Here is a 20,794-nt window from a genome sequence, read left to right on the forward strand (position 1 = left end):
ATGGCGCTGACCAGGCCGGACGACTTAACAGCGTGCTTAGGCCCCAATCGGCACGATGTCCTTGCACAACGATGGACGAGTGACCTCGCATGTGTTCGGGCCGGACGGGTAACGGGGGAGAAGTTCCGTAGGGGGAAGAGATGATCTCAACCGACGAGCAGCGGCAGACATGGTTCGAGCGCGAAGTCGTGCCTGTGACGAACCAGCTCTACGCGTCCGCCATGCGTCTGACGCGCAACCCCGCCGACGCCGAGGACCTGGTCCAGGAGACCGTGGCCAAGGCCTTCACGTCCTACCACCAGTTCCGCGAGGGCACGAACCTCAAGGCGTGGCTGCACCGCATCCTCACCAACAACTTCATCAACGACTACCGGAAGAAGCAGCGCTCGCCCAAGCTGTCGGCCGCAGAGGAGATCGAGGACTGGCAGCTCGCCGCGGCCGAGTCGCACATGTCGACCGGGCTGCGCTCGGCCGAGTCCGAGGCCCTCGACCAGATCCCGGACAGCGTCGTGATGAACGCCCTGCGCTCCCTGCCGGAGGACTTCCGGGTCGCCGTCTACCTCGCCGACGTGGAGGGCTTCGCGTACAAGGAGATCGCCGACCGGATGGGCACGCCGATCGGCACCGTCATGTCCCGGTTACACCGGGGCCGCCGGCAGCTCCGCGGCATGCTGGAAGGCTACGCCCGCGAGGAGGGCGTCGTACGCGTCCCCGAGCAGGCCTGCGCGGCCTGACGCGAGCGGTTCAGGCGGCGCTCACGCGGCGGCGATCAGGGCGATCGCGCCGAGCGCGAACCCCACGCCGGTGATCTGCACGGGGCTCAGCCGTTCGCCGAGGACGTGCCGCGCGAGCAGCAGCGTGCTCGCCGGGTAGAGCGACACCAGGACGGCGACCAGGGTGAGCATCCCCCGCTGCGCCGCGAAGAGATAAAGCACATTGGCGATCATGTCGAGCAGCCCGGCCGCGACCGTCACCCTCAGGGTGCCGGGGGCCGGGCGCAGGCTCCTGCGCGTGACGAGGGCCAGCAGGACGACCAGGGTGATCGACGCGATCCGCGCCCCGAGCAGGGGCCAGGTGCCCGAGTCGGCCGGGGCCAGCTTGAGCAGTACGAAGAACCCGCCGAAGCCCGCCCCGGACGCCAGGGCGGCGATGATCGGCCCTGCCTTGGGGCCGCTCGCGCCGCCGTTCGGCTCGCGGCTGACCAGCAGTACGGCGAGCAGGCCGAGCGCCACGCCAACCAGCGCGAGGACGGACGGCCGGTCGCCGCTGAGCAGGCCGAAGACCACGGGGACGGCCATCGCGGTCGTCGCCGTGGTCGGGGCGATCACCGACATCATGCCGGTGGCCAGGCCGCGGTAGAACAGCACGATGCCGAAGGCCCCCGCGACCCCGGAAGCCATGCCCCAGGCCAGCGCGGCCGTGCTCGCGTGGCCGGGCAGGATCGGGAGCAGGGCGGCGACCAGCAGCAGGCCGCCGAGCTGGGAGAGCGCGACGACGGCCAGCACCTTCGATCGCCTGGTGGCGAGCCCGCCGAAGAAGTCGGCTGTGCCGAAGATCACCGCGCATGCCGTCGCGAGCGCCGCCGCCGTCACACATCCCCCAAGAGACCGCATGAATAGTGCAATGGATTGTACAAGGAGATCAGTATCATGAACCCATGGCTGATCCTGCGACGATCACCGCGGCCATCGCCGCCAACGTACGGGGCCAGCGGGCCCACCGGGGGATGACTCTCGACGAGCTCGCGGCGCGGTCGAACGTCAGCCGCGGCATGCTGATCCAGATCGAGCAGGGCCGCACGAACCCGAGCGTCAACACGCTCACGCGGGTCGCCGACGCGCTGGGCGTCACGCTGGCGCGGCTCGTGGAGGTCGCCGACACCCCGGTCGTCCGGGTCGTGCACGAGTCCGAGGTGCTCACGTTCCGGCACCCCGGGGGCGGGTCGGCCCGGCTGCTCGTGGGGACCGACGCGCCCGCGATCCTGGAGTTGTGGGACTGGCGGCTCGGGCCGGGCGAGCATCACGACGGTGACGCGCACCCCGGCGGCACCCGCGAGATGCTCACCGTCCTGGAGGGGCGGCTCACGCTGACCGTGTACGGCGGGAGCCACGTGGTGGGGTGCGGTGACGCGGTCGTGTTCAGCGCCGACCGGCCGCACCGGTACGCCAACGAGCACGACGAGCCGCTGCGCTTCGTGATGGTGGTCACCGAGCCTCCGGAACCACCCGATGTCACGCTGCCGGCAGACGTCCGGGAACCGGCGGATGTCGCAGAACCCGCAGATGACTGACCAGTAAGGGCTGCGTGGTGACGCTCAGTAGCAGATGATTACTGAATGAATCCGCAAGCGCCGCTCCAAGGTTGGGTACATCCCTTTTTGTGCGTGTCTGCTGTGCAGGGGGCGGTGGCCGGTGAGTGAATCGCGAGTCGCGGTGGAAAAACTTGGCGCGGAACTCGCCGCGCTCGGGGTGGCCGACGCCTACGAGATCGGTGACGAGGCTACTCTCTCCGTCTGGATAGGCCTGGTCGTGACCTTCCGTGACGGCTTTTACCGTTGGCGCGAAGGTGCCGTGAAATGTCGGCACCTGGGTACGGACCCCGCAGGATGCGCCTCAAGGGTGGCCCGCAGGTACGCCGAGCTGAAGGCGGACGTGCCGCCCTGGTGGGAGGAGCTGGAAAAGGTTCTGCGGGGGGGACCGGCCGGAGGCTATCCGTAGCGTTCGTGGCCCCCCGCCTGCTCCGGGGGGTCGTCGTATGCGGATCGGATCCGTGCTGCTGTCGTTGCTGCTGCTCGGCGGATGTGCCCACGCGAGGACTGTGACGTCCGTGGGGGAACGTCCGGCGGCGCCGCATCCGCGTTTCGGCACGCCGGGGCGTTTCGACCCCGACCTGCTGCGCTTCCGGCTCGCGGGGTCGCAGCGGGGAGCGCCGCCGCGCCTGCCCGCGATCCCGCCTCCCCGGACCGTGGACTGCCGGCGGCACAAGTGCGTGGCGCTGACGTTCGACGACGGACCGGCGGAGTACACCGGGCACGTCCTCGACCTGCTCGCCGCCCACCATGCCAGGGCCACCTTCTTCCTGCTCGGGCAGATGGTCACCGACGAGACCCGGGACTTCGTACGGCGGATGGCCTCCGAGGGTCACGAGATCGGCAACCACTCCTGGGACCACGCCTCGCTGCCGGGGCTGTCGGCAGACGGCCTGCACCGCCAGCTCGACCGGACCCAGGAGGTTGTGCGGAAGGTGACCGGTGTGCGGATGCGGCTCATGCGCCCGCCGTACGGCGCGACGAACCCGGCGGTCGACGCAGGGACCAGGCAGGCAGGCCTCTCGCAGATCATGTGGGCGGTCGACACCCTCGACTGGCTCAACCGCAACCCCGCTGTGATCGCCCAGCGCAGCGCGGCGGCGAAGCCGGGCGACATCGTGCTCATGCACGACATCCATGCCACCACCGTGCAGGCGCTGCCTCACCTGCTGGACGAGCTCGACCGCAAGGGCTTCACGTACGTGACCGTCTCGGAGTTGCTCGGCGCCACCACGCCAGGGAAGAAGTACACCAACCGGTAGACGGCCGTAATCATGGTCCCGGCGGGGCGTGCGAGGGCGAACGGGCTTCCCGGCGAGCCGCTCGGCTCGCCGGCCGGCTCGCCGCGACGTCATCTCTCCGGACCTAACCCTCACCCGGTCAGACGCGGCCCTTGACGACGCCGCAGCCGACGCGGGCGCCGGCGTCACCGGTCTTGCGCGTGGTCGCGTCCGGGCCCACGGCGCCGGTGTCGTCGGGGCGGTGGAAGTAGCGGTCGGGGATGTGCGCGAGGTTGTCCGGCCCGGCGTGCACCACGAACGCGCTGCCGTTGGCGTCGCCCAGTTGCTCCACGGTGAACCTGTCGGTCACGAAGGACGCGGAGGCGGTGCCGTCCGCGGCCGCCAGCAGCGGCGGCATGTCCCCGGCCCCCTGGCCGTGCGTTCCGGGGCCGAGGTGGCTCCCGGCGCTGGAGAAGGGGCTGCCCGTCTCGCGGTCGACGGAGCGGGGATCGCACACGCCGGTGCCGTGCACGTGGAAGCCGTGGAACCCCGGGGTGAGCCCCCGCACGCCCACGCTCACCCGCGACTTCTTCGCGTCGTACCGCTCGACGTGCACGGTGCCGAGGACGCGCCCACCGGCGTTCCTGATGACCGCCGTGATCGGCTGGCCGGGCCGCGTCTGCGCGGCCTGTCCCGCCTGCGTGGCTGCGGCCTGGGTGGTGGCGGACAGCACCGGTACGGCCGGGGCGGCCGCGGCGGCCAGTCCCAGGGCGAGCCCGGCGGCCACGGTGAGACGGGTTGTGCGGGACATGATCGCTCCTCTTCAGACGCTGCACTGCCTGCGCCAGCAGAGCACGGCCGGGGATGACGAGGGGCGCGAACGACGTCATCTGTGCCCGCCGTTTACCCGCTCTTGCCGGTTCCCGCCGCCGGGAACCGGCAGAGGGCTCGATGCGGGGAAGGAATCGGCGGCATTTGGTCCGCGTACGAACCAGATCGCGAAGACGTGCGTCAAACGATCTACGAGCGGTCACTGTCGGCGGTGACCGCGTTCCTTCCCGAGAGAGGTAATCGCGTGCGAAGAACGCGACTTCTGGCGTCGTCCCTGGGATTGGGTCTGGCAGCCGCCTCGTCGTTGTTCCTGGCCACCCCGGCTCAGGCGGAGACCGCAACCACCATCCTGCGCAGCTGGGCCACGGGCAGGTGCCTGGACAGCAACGCGGCGGGCAAGGTGTACACCCTCCCCTGCCAGTCCGGTAACAAGCACCAGCAGTGGGTGCGGGAGCAGGGGAAGCCCCTCCTGGACATCCGTCTCGGCACGGTCAGGAACGTCGCCACCGGGATGTGCCTGGCCACCAACCGGCCGGGCGCGATCTACACCACCAAGTGCGTGGACAACACGACCGTGAAGTGGCTGGAGGCCCGATCCAGCTCGGTGGTGTACCGCTACAGCTCCTACGTGACGGGCCAGTGCCTCGACAGCAACAAGGCCGGTGACGTGTACATGAGCAAGTGCGGCAGCAACTACCAGGACTGGCGGCCCGGCTTCTAGCGTGCCGCGCCTGAGACTCGTCTGAACGTGATCGGGCCCCGGCCGCGCAGGTGCGGCCGGGGCCCGATCACGGTGACAGGCCTCAGCTGCCGCGCTTGGCGCGGGCGGCGGCGCGGCCCCGGCTGGACCCGTCGAGGACGACCTTGCGGATGCGCACCGTCTCCGGGGTGATCTCGACGCACTCGTCCTCGCGGATGAACTCCAGAGCCTGCTCCAGCGACAGGACGCGCGGCGGGATCACCTTCTCGGTCTCCTCGCTGGTGGAGGAGCGCATGTTGGTGAGCTTCTTCTCCTTGGTGATGTTCACGTCCATGTCGTCGGAGCGGGAGTTCTCCCCGATGATCATGCCCTCGTACACCTCGGTGCCGGGGGAGACGAACAGCGTGCCGCGCTCCTGCAGGTTGAGCATGGCGAACGCGGTGACCTGGCCCGCGCGGTCGGCGACCAGCGAGCCGTTGTTGCGGGTGCGCAGCTCGCCGAACCACGGCTCGTACGTCTCGAACACGTGGTGCACGAGGCCGGTGCCGCGGGTCTCGGTCAGGAACTCGGTGCGGAAGCCGATCAGGCCGCGCGCCGGCACCAGGAACTCCATGCGGATCCAGCCGGTGCCGTGGTTGGTCATGTGCTCCATGCGGCCCTTGCGTACGGCGAGGAGCTGGGTGACGGCGCCGAGGTACTCCTCCGGGCAGTCGACCGTGAGGCGCTCGACGGGCTCGTGCACCTTGCCGTCGACGACCTTGGTCACGACCTGCGGCTTGCCGACGGTCAGCTCGTAGCCCTCGCGGCGCATCTGCTCGACGAGGATGGCCAGGGCCAGCTCGCCGCGGCCCTGCACCTCCCAGGCGTCCGGGGTCTCGGTGGGCAGCACGCGCAGCGAGACGTTGCCGACGAGTTCCTTGTCGAGGCGGTCCTTGACGAGACGGGCGGTGACCTTGGCGCCCTTGACCTTGCCGACCAGCGGGCTGGTGTTGGTCCCGATCGTCATGGAGATCGCTGGCTCGTCGACCGTGATCAGCGGCAGCGGGCGCGGGTCCTCGGGGTCGGCCAGCGTCTCACCGATCATGATGTCGGGGATGCCGGCGATCGCGATGATGTCGCCGGGCCCGGCCTCCTCGGCGGGCTTGCGCTCCAGCGCCTCGGTCATCAGCAGCTCGGAGATCTTGACGCGCTGGACGCTGCCGTCGGTGCGGCACCACGCGACCTGCTGGCCCTTGCGGATCGTGCCCTGGTGGACGCGGCACAGCGCGATACGGCCGAGGTAACTGGACGCGTCGAGGTTGGTGACGTGGGCCTGGAGCGGCGCGGACGGGTCGTAGACCGGCGCGGGGATCGTGCTCTTGATCGTGTCGAAGAGCGGCTCCAGGTCGGTGGAGTCCGGCATGCCGCCGTCGGCGGGACGCGCCAGCGAGGCCCGGCCGGCCTTGGCCGAGGCGTACACGATGGGGAAGTCGATCTGCTCCTCGGTCGCGTCGAGGTCGATGAACAGCTCGTACACCTCGTCGACGACCTCGGCGATGCGGGCGTCCGGCCGGTCCACCTTGTTGATGCACAGGATCACCGGCATCTTCGCCGACAGCGCCTTGCGCAGCACGAAGCGGGTCTGCGGCAGCGGGCCCTCGGACGCGTCGACCAGCAGCACGACGCCGTCCACCATCGACAGGCCGCGCTCGACCTCGCCGCCGAAGTCGGCGTGGCCGGGCGTGTCGATGATGTTGAGGGTCATCCCGCCGTGCTTGACCGCCGTGTTCTTCGCGAGGATGGTGATCCCCTTCTCGCGTTCCAGGTCGTTGGAGTCCATGACCCGCTCGTCCACGTCCTGGTTGGCCCGGAACGCGCCGGACTGCCATAGCATGGCGTCGACCAGCGTGGTCTTGCCGTGGTCGACATGCGCGATGATCGCGATATTCCGCAGGTCGTCGCGGGTGTTCATAGGCATAGTGAAGTCTCGCTCTGATTCGTCGGGGTGTCGTCCGCGTCCCGGGACTGAAGCGAGACGCACATCCGCCGCAAGGCACGGCCAACCCATTTTAGTTGATGCCGATCGCCGCCACGCGCGCCTGCGGAACCCTCGATGAGAACACGCGTACGGCGACTCGCATTCCTCCCGTCCCCACGGCCCACGCGACCGAGAGCGGACCGGGTCGTTCGACGTCGTCCGGCGGCGGGGAGTTCAGGGCCGCGGCCACCCGGGAACTGCTGCCGTCGACGGACGATCCCCGTCGGACGGGAGGAGGAATGGCGGGAAATAAGGTCGAGGGCATGACTCTCGCTGCTGCTTTCGGGGCGATGCTGCGCACGGCGGATGGTGTCCGCATCGACGCGGCGCACACGCCCAACGGCTCACTCGATCTCGGCATCGTGGTCGCGCACGGCTTCACCGGGACATGGCGGGGGCCGGACACCCGGCGCATCGTGCACGTCCTGTCGCGGTTCGGCGGTGTGGTGTCGTTCGACTTCCGGGGGCACGGCCGGTCCGGCGGCCGGTCCACCGTGGGCGACCTGGAGGTCCTCGACGTAGACGCGGCGGTCAAGCACGCCCGCTCGATCGGCTATCGGCGCGTCGTCACCGTCGGCTTCTCGATGGGCGCCGCCGTGGCCGTACGGCACGCCGCGCTGCACGGGGGCGTGGACGCGGTGGCGTCGGTGAGCGGCCCGGCTCGCTGGTACTACCGCGGCACCAAGCCCATGCGGCAGGTCCACTGGGCGATCGAGCGCTGGCACGGGCGGCTGGCGGCCCGGCTGGTCAAACGCACCAGGATCGCGCGCGGCACGTGGGACCCCGTCCCGCTCCCGCCGTACGAGGCCGCGGCGCTGGTCGCGCCCACGCCGCTGCTGATCGTGCACGGCGACCACGACCCGTTCTTCCCCGTCGAGCACGCCCACCAGTTGTACGAGTGCGCGGGCGAGCCGAAGGAGCTGTGGATCGAGCGGGGGTACGGCCACGCGGAGGCGGCTGCCACCCCCGACCTGGTCCGCAAAATCGGTCAGTGGATCTCTCGAACCAAATCGCCATAACGGCCGTCTATGAGAAATATCAGGAGGCGGTGCCTCCTGCGCGCGGGTTCCGGGCGTCCATGCGGTGAGTCCGTAAAGGGGGGACCGGCGCGGTGGTCCAGCGTCGCGGGGGCGTGCTGGGCGGTTTCCCCGGCCCGGTACGGCACGCACGCCGTACCGGGCCGGCGGGACGCGTTCAGCCCAGCCGGGCGATCGACTTCGTCTCCAGGTAGGCCGACAGGCCTTCGGGGCCGAGCTCCCGGCCCAGGCCGCTGGCCTTGAATCCGCCGAACGGCGTGTTCGGGTCGAGCGTGTGCATGACGTTGACGCCGTACGTGCCGGTGCGCACCCGGCGGGCGATGTCCACTCCGTGGTCGGTGTCGGCGGTCCAGACCGAGCCCGACAGGCCGTAGTCGCTGTCGTTGGCGATCCGCACCGCGTCCTCCTCGTCCTCGTAGGGGATCACGGTCAGCACCGGGCCGAAGATCTCCTCACGGGCGATGCGCATGTTGTTGGTGGCCCCGGCGAAGACGGTGGGGGCGACGTACCAGCCCCGGTCGTACGGCCGGTCGAGGCCGCCGACGACCGGCTTGGCGCCCTCCTCGATGCCCGACCTGATGTAGCCCTCGACCCGTTCCTGCTGCCGCCTGGCCACCAGCGGCCCGATGCCGGTGGCGGGGTCCGCGGGGTCGCCCACCCGCTGGCTCGTCACCATCTCGGCCACGGCCTGGACGACCTCGTCGTACCGGCTGCGCGAGGCGAGGATGCGCGTCTGCGCCACGCACGCCTGGCCGTTGTTCATCAGCGAGGCCATCGACAGGAAGCCCATGGCAGAGGGCAGGTGGCAGTCGTCCAGGATGATCGCCGCCGACTTGCCGCCGAGCTCCAGCGTGCAGCGCTTGAGCTGTTCGCCGCAGATCGCCGCGATCCTGCGTCCGGCGGCGGTCGAGCCGGTGAAGGCCACCTTGTCGACGCCGGGATGGGAGACCAGGTGCTCGCCCGCCTCGCGGCCGGCCGCGACGATGTTGACGACCCCGGCGGGGACGCCCGCCTCTCTGATCATCTCCGCGAGCAGGTAGGAGTCGAGCGGCGTCTCGGGAGCCGGTTTGACCACCACGGTGCAGCCCGCGACGAGGGCGGGGGCGAGCTTGGTCATGGTGACGAACTGGGGGACGTTCCAGGGGACGACGGCCGCCACGACGCCGACCGGCTCGCGGCGGACGACCATCGGGCCGAAGAGGCCCGGCCGCTCCTCCTCCACGGGGAACGTCGCGCCGAGCCCGGCGTAGTACTTGAGCATCCCCAGCGGCTGCGGAGCCTGGGCGAGCTGGGAGAACGTGATCGGTGAGCCCATCTCGGTCGTGATGATCTCGGCCATCTCGGCCTGGCAGGCCTCGTAGATCTCGGCGAGCCGTCCCACGACCGCCGCGCGCTCGGCGATCGTCATCCGCGGCCAGGGTCCGTTGTCGAAGGCGTCCCTGGCGGCCGCGACGGCCCGGTCCATGTCGGCGGCGGTGCCGTCCGGCACGCGGCCGACGACCTCCTCACTGTGGGGGGAGACCACCTCGATGGTGCCCGTGCCCGCGGGGGCCACCCAGTCGCCCCCGATGAACAGCGTCTCGTGCTGCAGCATTGCCTGCCTCCTGATCGGGCGCGCCGTCGCGCACTCAGACAGACCGAATCATGTTCTGCTCTGCCTTGGCAATAGCGGCCCCGCGGCACGGGATCCACGCAGGTGAAGGCGTCGGCGGTGACCAGTCAGGACGGGAGGGTGTCCGGTCGCTGTCCGCTTTGAACCCAAGAGCTTCCCCTGATCCGGTAGCAGACCGTAAAGATCGTCTTCTATAGTTTCGGACCGAATACAAGTGGAGGTCACGTGCGGTCGGGACGCTGGGCCAGGCTGGCGGTGGTCACCACCGCTCTGCTTGTCGCACCGTCCTTGTCGGGTGCGTTCACGGCCGAGGCCGAGCCGGACCTGCAGGCCAAGCTCCGCAAGCTCACGCAGGAGGCCGCCGCGCTCCAGAAGGAGTACCGCGGCGAGATCCTCAGCCTGGAGGACGCCAAGAGGGCCGCGCAGAAGGCCTCCACCCGGGTGAAGAGGCTGCAGGCCGACCTGAGCCTCGCCCAGCGGCAGGTCGTGGGGTTCGCCCAGTCCTCGTACATGACCGGCGGCGCGGACGCCTCGCAACTGTTCTCCATGTCGGCCGACCCGAGTTCGCTGGCGATGCAGGCTTATCTGGGCAACGCCAGGACCGAGCGGCTCAACAGCTTGAAGGACCTCGTCGCCAACCAGAAGAAGTCGGCCCGCGTGGCCGCCGCGGAGATCGGGAAGCTGCAGACGCACATCAAGCAGCTCAAGGCGAGGCGCGGCGAGGTCGAGCGGCTGATGGCGAAGTACGGCTTCCAGGCGCCCGACGCCGGCAGCGGACTGACCCAGCGCATGGTCTCGACGCGTAATGCGATCATGACGCAGTTCCCGATGCCGTTCGGCGTCGGCTGCCTGCGCCCGGGCGATCCCGGGGAGCACGGCAAGGGCCGGGCCTGCGACTTCATGATGAGCGGCGGCGGGCGCATGCCGGACGCGGTCGCCAAGGAGCGCGGCGACGCCCTGGCCCAGTGGTGCATCGAGAACGCGAGCCAGTACGGGATCATGTACATCATCTGGCAGCAGCGCTTCTACGACATGCGCACCGGCGCCGGATGGCGGATGATGTCCGACCGCGGCGGCGTCACCGCCAACCACTACGACCACGTTCACGTGTCGGTGCTCTGATCCTCCAGGAACTTCCGCAGCCAGTGGTAGGACGCCTTCGGCGTGCGCTCCTGGGTCTCGAAGTCGACGTGGACCAGGCCGAACCGCTGGTGGTAGCCCTCGGCCCACTCGAAGTTGTCCAGCAGCGACCAGACGAAGTAGCCCCGCAGGTCCACGTCCGCCTGCCGCATCGCCCGGATGTGGCCGTCGAGGTAGGCGATCCGCTCCTGGTCGTCGAGGCCGTCGTACGAGCAGCCGTTCTCGGTGATGTAGACGGGCGGCAGCGCGTCGCCGTACCGGGCCCTGAGGCCGTCGAGCAGTGCGCGCAGGCCGTCGGGGACGACGGGCCAGCCGAAGGCCGTGGTGGGGACCCCGGAGATCTCCTCGAACCGGAACGGCAGACCGTCCCCGGCGGGGCCGCCGATCCGGGTGGGGTTGTAGTAGTTGATCCCCAGCCCGTCGAGAGGCTGGGCGATGGTCTCCAGATCGCCGGGCCGCACCGGAAGTTCGACGCCGAACGCCGACAGATCGGGGTAGGCGCCGGTGAGGACCGGGTCGTTGAACAGCCGGTTGTGCAGGATGTCGTACGTCTCGGCGGCGGCGAGGTCCTCAGGGGAGTCGGAGGCGGGCCTGACCGGGGTGCAGTTGTTGGTGACGAGCACCTGCTCCGCCCCGGCCGCCCGTAGCGCCTGCGTGGCCAGGCCGTGCCCGAGCAACTGGTGGTGGGCCACCGGCAGCGCGTCGAACATGAGCGCCCTGCCCGGGGCGTGGACGCCCAGGCCGTACCCCTCCACCATGTGGACGAACGGCTCGTTGAGCGTGATCCACGTGCGTACGCGGCCGGCCAGTCGCTCGGCCACGACGGCGGCGTAGTCGGCGAAACGGCGGGAGGTGTCGCGGCTGAGCCAGCCGCCCTCGTCCTCCAGCGCCTGCGGCAGGTCCCAGTGGAAGAGCGTCGGGACGGGGGTGATGCCGTTCTCGCACAGCGCGTCCACGAGACGGTCGTAGAAGTCGAGCCCCGCCTGGTTGACCGCGCCGCCGCCGTCGGGCATCACGCGCGGCCAGGCGATGGAGAAGCGGTAGGCGTTGACGCCGAGGCCGGCCATCAGCGCCACGTCCTCGGCGTACCGGTGATAGTGGTCGCAGGCCACGTCGCCCGTGTGCCCGTCGCGGACCCTGCCGGGGGTGTGGGAGAAGGTGTCCCAGATGGAGGGGCCTCTGCCGTCCTCCGTGACCGCTCCCTCGATCTGGTAGGACGCGGTGGCCGTACCCCAGAGGAACATGGTGCCGCCTCTCCGAGCTAACATGAGTACATCTCATGTTAGCTCGGATGGTGCCGAAGCGGGAGAGAATGGCGGAATGACCACAGGGGGAGTGCTGCGCCGCCGGCCCGCGCAACGCCGCAGTCAGGAGCGGGTCGGGCGGATGCTGGACGAGTGCGCCCGGCTGCTCGACGAGGTGGGGTACGCGGCCCTGACCACCAAGGAGGTCGCCCGCCGGGCCGAGGTGCCGATCGGCACCTTCTACCAGTTCTTCACCGACAAGCAGGGCCTCGTCCGCGCGCTCGCGCTGCGGAACCTGGAGGCGTACCTGGACCTGATCGCGACCCGCCTGGCCGACGCGCCGCCGTCCGACTGGACCGACGCCGTGGACCTGGTCGTCGACGAGTTCGTACGGATGAAGCGGACCACGCCCGGCTTCGGAGTGGTGGACTTCGGCGAGGTGCTCGCCGCCCCCGGCGGCCCTGCCCTGCCCGGCACCCAGCGGATGCTCGACGAGGCCCTGGAGAACAACGTCGTCGTGGCCGACCGGCTGCGTTCCCTCGTGGTGGAGTGGCTGGGGGTGGCGCCGGGCCACGACCTGTCGCGCGCCTTCGTGGTCGCCGTGGAGGCCGCCGACGCCGTGCTCAAACTGGCCTTCCGCGCGCACCCCGAGGGCGACCCCGACCTCATCGCCGAATGCAAACGCCTCGTCCGCCGCTACCTCTCGGACCACCTGGCCTAGGCACGCGAAAGCCGGGCCACCACCTGCGGAGGTCAACCCGGCTTCACTTCGTGACCCCGAGTGGGTCACGCATCACTTATCGTATTCGACTCCTGCTGCCTCGCTCAGGCCGTTCCAAGAGTTCGAATGAGCGGGTGTGGCGCCGTTCAGGCGGCCCGGCCGGCGAGGAGCCGGGCCGTGATGGTCGCCAGGCGTTCGCCCTGGTAGCGGGCCGCTACGAGGGTCTCCTCTGAGGGAGCGCCCGCGCCGCCCCGGTGGGCGGTGCCGTACGGGTTGCCGCCCGCGGGGTACACCACAGGGTCGGTGTAACCGGGCGCGACGATGATCGAACCCCAGTGGTGGAAGGTGTTGTAGAGGGCGAGGATCGTCGACTCGTTGCCGCCGTTGGCGTTGTGGGCGCTGGCGAACCCGGTGGCGGGCTTGTCGGCCATGACGCCCTGCTGCCAGATGCCGCCCGTGGTGTCGATGAACTGCTTGAGCTGTGAGGCGATGTTGCCGTAACGGGTCGGCGAGCCGAAGGCGTAGGCGTCCGCCCACGCCAGGTCGTCCAGTGTGGCGACCTCCACGTCCTTGGTGGCCTCGACGTGCTCGCGCCAGGCCGGGTTGGCGTCGATGGCGGAGTCCGGTGCCAGCTCGGGCACCCGGCGCAGCCGGACGTCGGCACCGGTCTTCTCCGCGCCCTCGGCGACCGCCTTGGCGAGCTGGTGGACGTTGCCGGTGGCCGAGTAGTAGATGACCGCGATCTTGACGCTCATGATGACATGCCCTCCGAAGCGACGATCAATCGGATAGTTATCCGGTTCGAAGGCAGTTAATCGGATAACAATCCGCTTTGCAAGCCGGAGAGTAGATCTCGAGTCCGGTAGCCTCGGGGCCATGCCCCGCACCGAGCTTCCCGTCACCGGCCAGCCACTGCTGGAACGCGCGGACGCCGCTCGGAACCGGCGGAAGATCCTCGACGTGACCGCTCGCCTGATCGCGGAGCAGGGGCCGGAAGCCGTCACCATGAACGCCGTGGCGCACGCCGCGGGCATGGGCGTCGGCACCGTCTACCGCCGGTTCGGTGACGTGAGCCGCCTCCTGCTTGCGGTGCTCGACGACGGCGAGCAGCGCTTCCAGCAGGCCTTCATGACCGGTCCGCCGCCCCTCGGCCCCGGAGCGCCGCCCGCCGAGCGGCTGCGTGCCTTCCTCCACACGCTCGCCGACCGGGTCATCGAGCAGGGCGAGATCATGGCGGCGGCGGAGAGCGCCTCACCGGGGGCCCGCTATCAGAGCGGCGCCTACCGCACCATGCACGCACACGTGTCCATGCTGCTGCGCGAGATGAGACCGGAATCGGACCCCGCGGTCCTGGCCCATCTGCTGCTCGCGCCGTTCGTGCCGAGCCTGCTCGAGCACCTCACCGTCGAACGCGGTGTGCCGGAGGACCGGATCAAGGCCGGCATCGACTCCCTGCTCGGGCTCTAGCGACGGCCGCTCGCCTCACCGGCGTGACGTGACCGTGGCCTGACGACCCAGACGCCCGTGCCGTACATCGCCGGCCCGAGCACGACGAAGGCGGCGGCGACGAGACGGCGCAGCCCTGGCGGCACGTACGTCGCCAGGGCACGAGTGGCGCAGCGTGCTCGTCGGCCGCGAAGACGGCGGCGATGACGCCCTATCGGTGAAGGCCAGCTAGACCGTTCCCGCCGCGAGCAGCGCGCCCGTGGCCGCGGGCTGCGCCCCGCTGCCCTCGAAAGGGCGTGACGCAGCACCGCGACCTTCATCCGGGGCATGGTCAGCGCGACAGCCCCCGCCGCAGGCGCGCCTGTCAGGCGGGTGCGTCGAGACGGGCGATCTGCTCGTCGCCGAGCTTGACGTCGACGAGCAGCTCTTCGAGCTGGGCGACCGAGCTGACACCCACGATCGGGATGACGTCCTGCGCCCGCAGCCAGGCGAGCACGACCTGGTTGCGCGTCGCGCCGAGCTCGCCGGCCACCTCGTCCAGGGCCGCCAGCCGCCTCGTGGTGCCCGGGTGTTCGTAGTGCTCGGGCAGCGGCTTGCCGGCGTACGCGCCCGCGAGCAGCGAAGTGTAGGCCCACAGGGTCAGGTCGCCCTCGGAGCGTACGTAGTCGAGCTGTTCCTCGGTGGCCAGGGTGTGGCCGCCCTCGGGCAGCCGTACGCCGGGCCGGGGGTGGAGGTAGGAGTAGCGGAGCTGCACGTGACGGTATCGGGCGCCGCCACGGGCCGCCGCGAGCGAGCGGGCCCGCTCCAGCCGCCACACCGCGTGGTTGCTCGCGCCGATCTCCTTGGCCTTACCCGCGAGCACCAGTTCGTCGAAGGTGGCGACCGTCTCCTCCAGCGGCGTCGACCTGTCGTCGATGTGCGCCCAGTAGACGTCGACGTGATCGGTGCCGAGGCGGCGCAGGCTGCCCTCGATCGCGGCCCGGATCACGTCGGCGGACAGGCCCTCGGCGGCGTCGAGCGTACGGGCGCCGGTCTCGGCCGGGCGGGCGCCGCACTTGGTGCTGAGCACCACCCTGTCCCGGATGCGCCGGGAGGCGAGCCACCGGCCGATGGTGGCCTCGCTCTCGTCGCCGGTCGCGCCGTCGAGCCAGAACGGATAGTTGTTGGCCGTGTCGAGCATCGTTCCGCCGCCTTCGACGAAGCGGTCGAGGATGGCGAACGAGGTCGCCTCGTCCACAGTGGTCCCGAAGGGGATCGTTCCCAGAGCGATTCTCATGTCGATCACCATGCCGCCTGGAGTGCACTCCAGCGCAAGCGACTTTCGGGTCATGTGGCGGCGGGGTTGCGGCCCGATTACCGGATGCGGGCCGTGAGAAGCACACGTACGTTCGACATCCGATGTGTCAGGATCAATGGTGTGGCGGTGTACACACCTGGACAGGTTGTCGAGGAGACCGGGTTCAGCCTCGACACGCTTCGGTACTACGAACGGATCGGGCTGCTGGAACCGGTCGGCCGCAACGCTGCGGGCCAACGGCGGTTCACAGAAGAGGACGTGAGCTGGCTCGGCATGGTCCGCTGCCTGCGGGACACCGGTATGCCGATCTCGGAGATGCTGCGCTTCGCCCAGCTCGTACGGCAGGGTGAGCACACCATCGGGGACCGGATCGCGCTGCTGGAGGAGCACGACAGGAAGGTCGAGGCCCAGATCGCCGACCTGTGTCAGAAGCAGGGCGCGATCCAGCGGAAGATCCAGTACTACAAGGACGTGCGGACCATGCGCGACATGCTCCCCGAGCAGGCCTCCTGACAGGTCGTCTGCAAGATCAGGCATCGCGTACGCCGAGGCCGGCGGGCCGTAGCCGCCTTTCGTGCATGATCACGGAAGCTGTCGGGCCAGGTCAGGGCGTACGCGTGCGACAAACTGCAAGATCACGGGGGGTGGGCGCAGGGGGGTTAGGTTGGGCGGTAGGCCTGGGCTTGGAGGTTGTAGAGCTCGGCGTAGAGGCCGTCGAGGGCGATCAGCTCCTCGTGGGTGCCGTGCTCACGGACCTTGCCGTGGTCGAGCACGTAGATGCGGTCGGCGTAGCGGACGCTGGCGAGGCGGTGCGTGATGAGCAGCACGGTCCGGCCGTCCGCATGCTGCCGGATCCGCTCGAACAGGGCGTGCTCCGCCCGGGCGTCGAGGGCAGCGGTGGGCTCGTCGCAGATCAGCAGGGGCGCGTCCCGGTAGAAGCCGCGGGCCACCGCGATCCGCTGCCACTGCCCGCCCGACAGTTCGTGCCCGTTCTTGAACCGGCGGTCGAGCAGCGTGCGGTAGCCGTGGCGGAGTTCGGCGATGACCTGGTCGGCGCCCGCCACCTCGGCGGCGCGGGCCACCTCGCCCTCGCCCCTTTCCATGCCCATCGTGATGTTGTGGCGGGCGGTCAGCGGCCACCGGGTGTGGTCCTGCGCGATGACCGCGATCCTGCCGCGCAGGCTGTCGGGGTCGACCTCGGTGACGTCGACGTCGTCCCACAGGACCCGGCCGCCGTCCGGCTCGTAGAGGCCGGCGAGGATCTTGGCGAGGGTGGTCTTGCCCGAGCCGTTCTCCCCGACGAGGGCCACGACCTCTCCGCGCTCGATGCGGGCCGACACCCCGCGAAGGGCCGGGGCCTCCGTGGCGGGATAGGTGAACGTGACGTCCTCGACCATGATGCGCTCGAAGCCCTCGGGGGCCTTCCGCTCGCGGGGCGCCGACTTCCTGCTCTCCGCGTGCGCGGCGAAGTCCAGGAAGTCGGTGAAGTAGAGGCCCTCCTCGTAGAGGCGGTTCGTCGAGAACATGAGGTTCGCCAGCGCCGTCTGGGCGGACCGGATGGCGAGCACCGCGGTGCCGGCCACCGCGAGCGGCACCGCGCCGATCACCAGCAGCACCCCGAGCGTTACGTAGACGACGCCCTGCCCGACGCCGCCGAGCGCCTCGCCCAGGACCCTCGCGAACGTCTGCTGACGCGCGAGGCCGAGCATGACCTGCTGCTCGCCCCTGGCGACCCTGTCGAACATCCGCAGCAGGAAGCCGCGCATGGTGAACGTGCGCACCTCGGCCGCGGTGTCCTTGTCGGCGAGCAGTTCCTCGATGATCCACTTGCGGCGGCGCGCCGGGATCAGCCGCAGATCGGTCGTGTAGCGCAGCCTGGCCGACCGGACCGCAGCCCAGGCGTCGGGCAGCACCGCCAGCAGGAGCAGCGGCAGCAGCACGGGGTGCAGCACGCCGAGCACGCCCGCCGCGGCCACGATCCCGACCAGGGCGGACACGATGTCGATGGCGGTGCTCACGATCAGGTCGGCCACCCGCATGCCGCGCATGCGGGCCCGCTGCAGCGCGTCGTGGAACTCCGGATCGTCGAAGCAGACGAGCTCGACCTGGCTGGTCAGCGTATAGAGACGTTCTTCCGTGATCCGGCTGACCTGGGGCGACAGCCGCGACTCCGCCCAGCCCGCGCCCGCCTGCACCGTCGTGCGCACGACGGCGGCCAGGCCCACGAGCAGCAGGCTCGGCAGCGCGTCGCGGACCCGGTCGGGAGTCGGGCCGGCCTGGAGCAGCGCGGTCAGCACCCCGGTGGTGGCCAGCAGGCCGAAGGCGGTGAAGACGCCGCCGAGCATGTTCAGTGTGATCGTGGCCGCGGTGTCGCGAGGGCTCGCCTCCCACGCCATGCGGAGGGCCTGGCGGATCAGGCCGGGCAACCGCCGCGCCACGGTCAGGAAGCTGAGCGTCGCCATCGTGCCGTAGTGCCGGGCCCACTGAGGTGACTCGATCTCCTCCAGGTCCGGCAGGTCGTCCTCGGACAGATGGCCGTGTCCCCCCTGCTGTGTGACCGTCATGCCAGCAGTGTGTGCGCCCGCCCTGACAATTTCGCGGGCTCCAGTCGCGGCTCTCCCTTTGCCGCATGTCCCTAACAGGCCGTCGAGATCCGTATGCGGAGACGTTATCGGGACGAACTTGACGACGTGCCCCGGGAAGCGGGCAGGATTGCCCTGCTGACAACGTTGTCAGCCAGATGTGTCTTCGGGGGCCCGAAATCCTCCGGACCAGCCCGAAGGGAATTGGCGATGAGACGACGGTGGACGACGGCCGTCGCGGTCTCCGTCGCGGGCCTGCTCGCTCTGTCCGCCTGCGGCGGCGGTGACGGGCAGGAGGCCGGAGGCGGTCTGAAAGCCCACAAGAAGGTCGAGGTCTTCTCGTGGTGGACGGGCCCTGGTGAGGCCGACGGCCTCAAGGCGATGCGGAAGATCTTCGCCAAGCAGAACCCGGAGTTCGAGTTCTTCGACGCCGCGGTGGCCGGCGGTTCCGGCGACGCGGCCCGCGCGCTGCTGTCCAGCAAGCTGCAGGCCAACCAGCCCCCGGACACCTTCCAGGGCCACGCCGGCGCCGAACTCCAGGGCTACATCAAGAGCGGCAAGCTGGAGCCGGTGAACTTCCTGTACGACGAGCTGAAGCTGAAGGAGGTCTTCCCGCAGCAGCTCATCGACCAGATCACGGTGGAGGGCCAGGTGTACTCCGTACCGGTGAACATCCACCGGTCGAACGTCCTGTGGTTCAACCCCTCGGTCCTCAGGAGGGCCGGCGTCGACGGCGCGCCGAAGACCGTCGAGGAGTTCGTCACCGACCTCGCGAAGGTCAAGAAGAGCGGGAAGATCCCGCTGTCGATCGGCTCGGAGTGGACCCTGGTGCACCTGTTCGAGTCCGTGCTCCTCGGCTCGCTCGGCACCGACGCCTACAACGCCCTGTGGACGACCGGCGCCGACTGGTCGAACGCGACCGTGACCAAGGCGCTGGAGAACTTCAAGACCATCCTGTCGTACGCCGGCACCCCGCAGGCCGACTGGCAGCCGGCGGCCAAGCAGGTCGCCGACGGCAAGGCGGCCTTCAACATCATGGGCGACTGGGCCTACAGCTACCTGCACAACGCTCCGCCCGGCGGTCTGGGCAAGGAGTCGCACAAGGACTTCGACTGGGCCGCGTCGCCCGGCACGGACGGCACGTTCATGTGGCTGTCGGACAGCTTCACGCTGCCGAAGGGCACGCCCAACCGCGACGGCGCCATCGCGTGGCTGAAGATGGCCGCCAGCGAGGAGGGCCAGGACGCGTTCAACCCGCTCAAGGGCTCGATCCCCGCCCGCAAGGACGCCGACCGGTCCCTCTACGAGGACTACCTGTCCTGGAGCCTGGAGCAGTGGTCAGGCAGCAAACTGGCCGGCTCGATCCAGCACGGCGTGGTCGCCGACGACGAGTGGCGGGCCGCGATCACCGAGGCGGTCGGGCTGTTCCAGCGGGACAAGGACGTTGCCAAGTTCCAGCGGGCGCTGGTCGCGGCGGCTGACGACAGCGGCCAGTGACCTGATCGGGCCGGGGCGGGTCAGCCCGCCGTACGGCCGAGGCGGGGCAGTGGAGGGCGTTCGCCCGAGCCGCGCGGGATCAGCCGCGTGCCCAGTTCGATCCTGTTGACCGGCCTCTCGTCCCCGGACAGGCGCATCAGCAGCAGGTCGGCGGCCGTGCGGCCGAGCCGGACGGGATCCTGCGCGACCACGGTGATCCCCAGCAGGTCGGCCAGAGTGAAGTCGTCGAACCCCACCAGGGCGAGCCCCGCGTCGGCGGTGCCGGAGAGCGACGCCAGCGCCCGCAGGGTGTCCACGGTGGTGCGGCCGTTCCCGGCCAGCAGTGCGGTCGGCGGGTCGAACGCCGCGAGCAGCCGGGTGAGGTCGGCCCGCGTCCGCGCCGGGTCAGGAGGGCCCATGGCCACCAGGCCCTCGTCGTACGGCAGGCCGGCCGCGGCCAGCGCCTGCCGGTAACCGCGCAGCCGCTGGGCGGCGGTGAAGATCCCGGGGGAGCCGCCGAGAAAGGCGATGCGGCGGTGCCCGTGCGCGATCAGGTGGGCCGTGCCCGCCCGGGCCCCGCCGACGTTGTCGCAGAGGACCGTGTCCGCCTCGAACCCCGCGCCGGGCGGCCGGTCGGCGAAGACGACCTTGAGCCCGGCCTCCGACTCGGGCGTGAGATAGGCGTGGTCGCTCCCGGCGGGCACGATGATCAGCCCGTCGACGCGGCGGGAGCAGAAGGCGAGGACGAGGTCGCGCTCACGGGCCGAGTCCTCCCGCGACGAGCCGCTGAACAGCAGATAGCCGTGGCGCAGCGCGGCGTCCTCCACCGCCTGGCTGAGGCTGGAGTAGAAGGCGTCGGCGACGTCCTCGATGACCAGGCCGATGCTCGCCGTACGGCCCCGCCGCAGGATGCGCGCGCTGTCGTTGCGGCGGTAGCCGAGCCGCTCGATGGCCGCCCGCACACGACCGGCGGTCGTGGCGTTGACGCCGGGTTCGTCGTTGACGACACGGGAGACGGTCTTGAGCGCGACACCGGCCGCGGCGGCCACGTCGTTCATGGTCGGACGGCCGCGCCTGGTCTCTGCCACGCGGAGATCATCTCCCATCCCACCCCGCTGGACAACGTTGTCATCGGGAGATGATCGATTCTGTCCGGCGTGGGG

General features: G+C 70.2%; 20 protein-coding genes. 11 read left to right on the forward strand and 9 right to left on the reverse strand.

Annotated features, from left to right (window positions below; translation table 11 throughout):
- Positions 1-140: 140 nt before the first annotated feature.
- Positions 141-734 (forward strand): sigma-70 family RNA polymerase sigma factor, encoded by a 594-nt coding sequence (locus HHX31_RS10395; protein ID WP_169947609.1) that lies wholly within the window; start codon positions 141-143, stop codon positions 732-734.
- 21 nt (positions 735-755) lie between these two features.
- Here the strand turns inward: HHX31_RS10395 and HHX31_RS10400 are convergent, their stop codons facing one another.
- Positions 756-1,613: a DMT family transporter gene (locus HHX31_RS10400; protein WP_211589551.1), complete on the reverse strand. Its 858-nt coding sequence runs from the start codon at positions 1,611-1,613 to the stop codon at positions 756-758.
- 44 nt (positions 1,614-1,657) lie between these two features.
- Here HHX31_RS10400 and HHX31_RS10405 point away from each other — a divergent pair, with 44 nt between their 5' ends.
- From HHX31_RS10405 to HHX31_RS10415, 3 genes are all read left to right on the forward strand, one after another.
- Positions 1,658-2,290, forward strand: a complete 633-nt coding sequence (locus HHX31_RS10405; protein WP_169947611.1) for a helix-turn-helix domain-containing protein — start codon at positions 1,658-1,660, stop codon at positions 2,288-2,290.
- Positions 2,291-2,411: 121 nt separating this feature from the next.
- A complete protein-coding gene (locus HHX31_RS10410; protein WP_169947613.1) occupies positions 2,412-2,717 on the forward strand; it encodes a hypothetical protein in 306 nt (101 codons plus the stop codon).
- Positions 2,718-2,754: 37 nt separating this feature from the next.
- A complete protein-coding gene (locus HHX31_RS10415) occupies positions 2,755-3,570 on the forward strand; it encodes a polysaccharide deacetylase family protein (RefSeq protein ID WP_169947615.1) in 816 nt (271 codons plus the stop codon).
- A gap of 118 nt (positions 3,571-3,688) precedes the next feature.
- Here the strand turns inward: HHX31_RS10415 and HHX31_RS10420 are convergent, their stop codons facing one another.
- The gene (locus HHX31_RS10420; RefSeq protein WP_169947617.1) at positions 3,689-4,339 is read right to left on the reverse strand and encodes a superoxide dismutase family protein; all 651 of its coding nucleotides are present in this window, start codon (positions 4,337-4,339) and stop codon (positions 3,689-3,691) included.
- Positions 4,340-4,603: 264 nt separating this feature from the next.
- On the opposite strand from HHX31_RS10420, the gene HHX31_RS10425 reads away from it, so the two are divergent.
- Entirely contained in the window at positions 4,604-5,080 is a 477-nt protein-coding gene (locus HHX31_RS10425; protein WP_169947619.1) for a ricin-type beta-trefoil lectin domain protein, read from the forward strand.
- 82 nt (positions 5,081-5,162) lie between these two features.
- Here HHX31_RS10425 and typA read toward each other — a convergent pair whose 3' ends face one another.
- Positions 5,163-7,016 carry a translational GTPase TypA gene (gene typA / locus HHX31_RS10430; protein WP_169947621.1) on the reverse strand — a complete coding sequence of 618 codons (1,854 nt, stop codon included), beginning with the start codon at positions 7,014-7,016 and terminating at the stop codon, positions 5,163-5,165.
- 323 nt (positions 7,017-7,339) lie between these two features.
- Between typA and HHX31_RS10435 the strand changes: the two genes are divergently transcribed.
- Positions 7,340-8,095, forward strand: coding sequence for an alpha/beta hydrolase (locus HHX31_RS10435; protein ID WP_249345861.1), 756 nt, complete (start codon positions 7,340-7,342; stop codon positions 8,093-8,095).
- A gap of 175 nt (positions 8,096-8,270) precedes the next feature.
- On the opposite strand, the gene HHX31_RS10440 is transcribed toward HHX31_RS10435, so the two are convergent.
- The gene (locus tag HHX31_RS10440) at positions 8,271-9,707 is read right to left on the reverse strand and encodes an aldehyde dehydrogenase (RefSeq protein WP_169947623.1); all 1,437 of its coding nucleotides are present in this window, start codon (positions 9,705-9,707) and stop codon (positions 8,271-8,273) included.
- Positions 9,708-9,950: 243 nt separating this feature from the next.
- Here HHX31_RS10440 and HHX31_RS10445 point away from each other — a divergent pair, with 243 nt between their 5' ends.
- The gene (locus tag HHX31_RS10445; RefSeq protein ID WP_169947625.1) at positions 9,951-10,847 is read left to right on the forward strand and encodes a hypothetical protein; all 897 of its coding nucleotides are present in this window, start codon (positions 9,951-9,953) and stop codon (positions 10,845-10,847) included.
- Here the strand turns inward: HHX31_RS10445 and HHX31_RS10450 are convergent.
- The gene (locus HHX31_RS10450) at positions 10,829-12,109 is read right to left on the reverse strand and encodes a GH1 family beta-glucosidase (RefSeq protein ID WP_169948304.1); all 1,281 of its coding nucleotides are present in this window, start codon (positions 12,107-12,109) and stop codon (positions 10,829-10,831) included. The genes HHX31_RS10445 and HHX31_RS10450 overlap by 19 nt on opposite strands.
- Positions 12,110-12,185: 76 nt before the next feature.
- Here HHX31_RS10450 and HHX31_RS10455 point away from each other — a divergent pair, with 76 nt between their 5' ends.
- Positions 12,186-12,830: a TetR family transcriptional regulator gene (locus HHX31_RS10455; protein WP_169947627.1), complete on the forward strand. Its 645-nt coding sequence runs from the start codon at positions 12,186-12,188 to the stop codon at positions 12,828-12,830.
- 146 nt (positions 12,831-12,976) lie between these two features.
- Here HHX31_RS10455 and wrbA read toward each other — a convergent pair whose 3' ends face one another.
- On the reverse strand, positions 12,977-13,585 hold the full coding sequence (gene wrbA / locus HHX31_RS10460; RefSeq protein ID WP_169947629.1) for an NAD(P)H:quinone oxidoreductase: 609 nt from the start codon (positions 13,583-13,585) through the stop codon (positions 12,977-12,979).
- A gap of 121 nt (positions 13,586-13,706) precedes the next feature.
- Here wrbA and HHX31_RS10465 point away from each other — a divergent pair, with 121 nt between their 5' ends.
- Entirely contained in the window at positions 13,707-14,297 is a 591-nt protein-coding gene (locus tag HHX31_RS10465; protein ID WP_169947631.1) for a TetR/AcrR family transcriptional regulator, read from the forward strand.
- Positions 14,298-14,640: 343 nt separating this feature from the next.
- Here the strand turns inward: HHX31_RS10465 and HHX31_RS10470 are convergent, their stop codons facing one another.
- On the reverse strand, positions 14,641-15,552 hold the full coding sequence (locus tag HHX31_RS10470) for an aldo/keto reductase (RefSeq protein WP_169947633.1): 912 nt from the start codon (positions 15,550-15,552) through the stop codon (positions 14,641-14,643).
- Positions 15,553-15,693: 141 nt separating this feature from the next.
- Here HHX31_RS10470 and HHX31_RS10475 point away from each other — a divergent pair, with 141 nt between their 5' ends.
- Positions 15,694-16,086 (forward strand): MerR family transcriptional regulator, encoded by a 393-nt coding sequence (locus HHX31_RS10475; protein WP_311931722.1) that lies wholly within the window; start codon positions 15,694-15,696, stop codon positions 16,084-16,086.
- Between the two features lie 146 nt (positions 16,087-16,232).
- Here the strand turns inward: HHX31_RS10475 and HHX31_RS10480 are convergent, their stop codons facing one another.
- Positions 16,233-18,137, reverse strand: a complete 1,905-nt coding sequence (locus tag HHX31_RS10480) for an ABC transporter ATP-binding protein (protein ID WP_169947637.1) — start codon at positions 18,135-18,137, stop codon at positions 16,233-16,235.
- 228 nt (positions 18,138-18,365) lie between these two features.
- Here HHX31_RS10480 and HHX31_RS10485 point away from each other — a divergent pair, with 228 nt between their 5' ends.
- Complete coding sequence (locus HHX31_RS10485; RefSeq protein WP_169947639.1) at positions 18,366-19,652, forward strand: ABC transporter substrate-binding protein; 1,287 nt, start codon at positions 18,366-18,368, stop codon at positions 19,650-19,652.
- Between the two features lie 20 nt (positions 19,653-19,672).
- On the opposite strand, the gene HHX31_RS10490 is transcribed toward HHX31_RS10485, so the two are convergent.
- A complete protein-coding gene (locus tag HHX31_RS10490; RefSeq protein WP_311931723.1) occupies positions 19,673-20,719 on the reverse strand; it encodes a LacI family DNA-binding transcriptional regulator in 1,047 nt (348 codons plus the stop codon).
- Between the last annotated feature and the right edge of the window lie 75 nt (positions 20,720-20,794).

The sequence above is a fragment of the Microbispora sp. H11081 genome (genome assembly GCF_012999535.1).
GTDB lineage: Bacteria > Actinomycetota > Actinomycetes > Streptosporangiales > Streptosporangiaceae > Microbispora.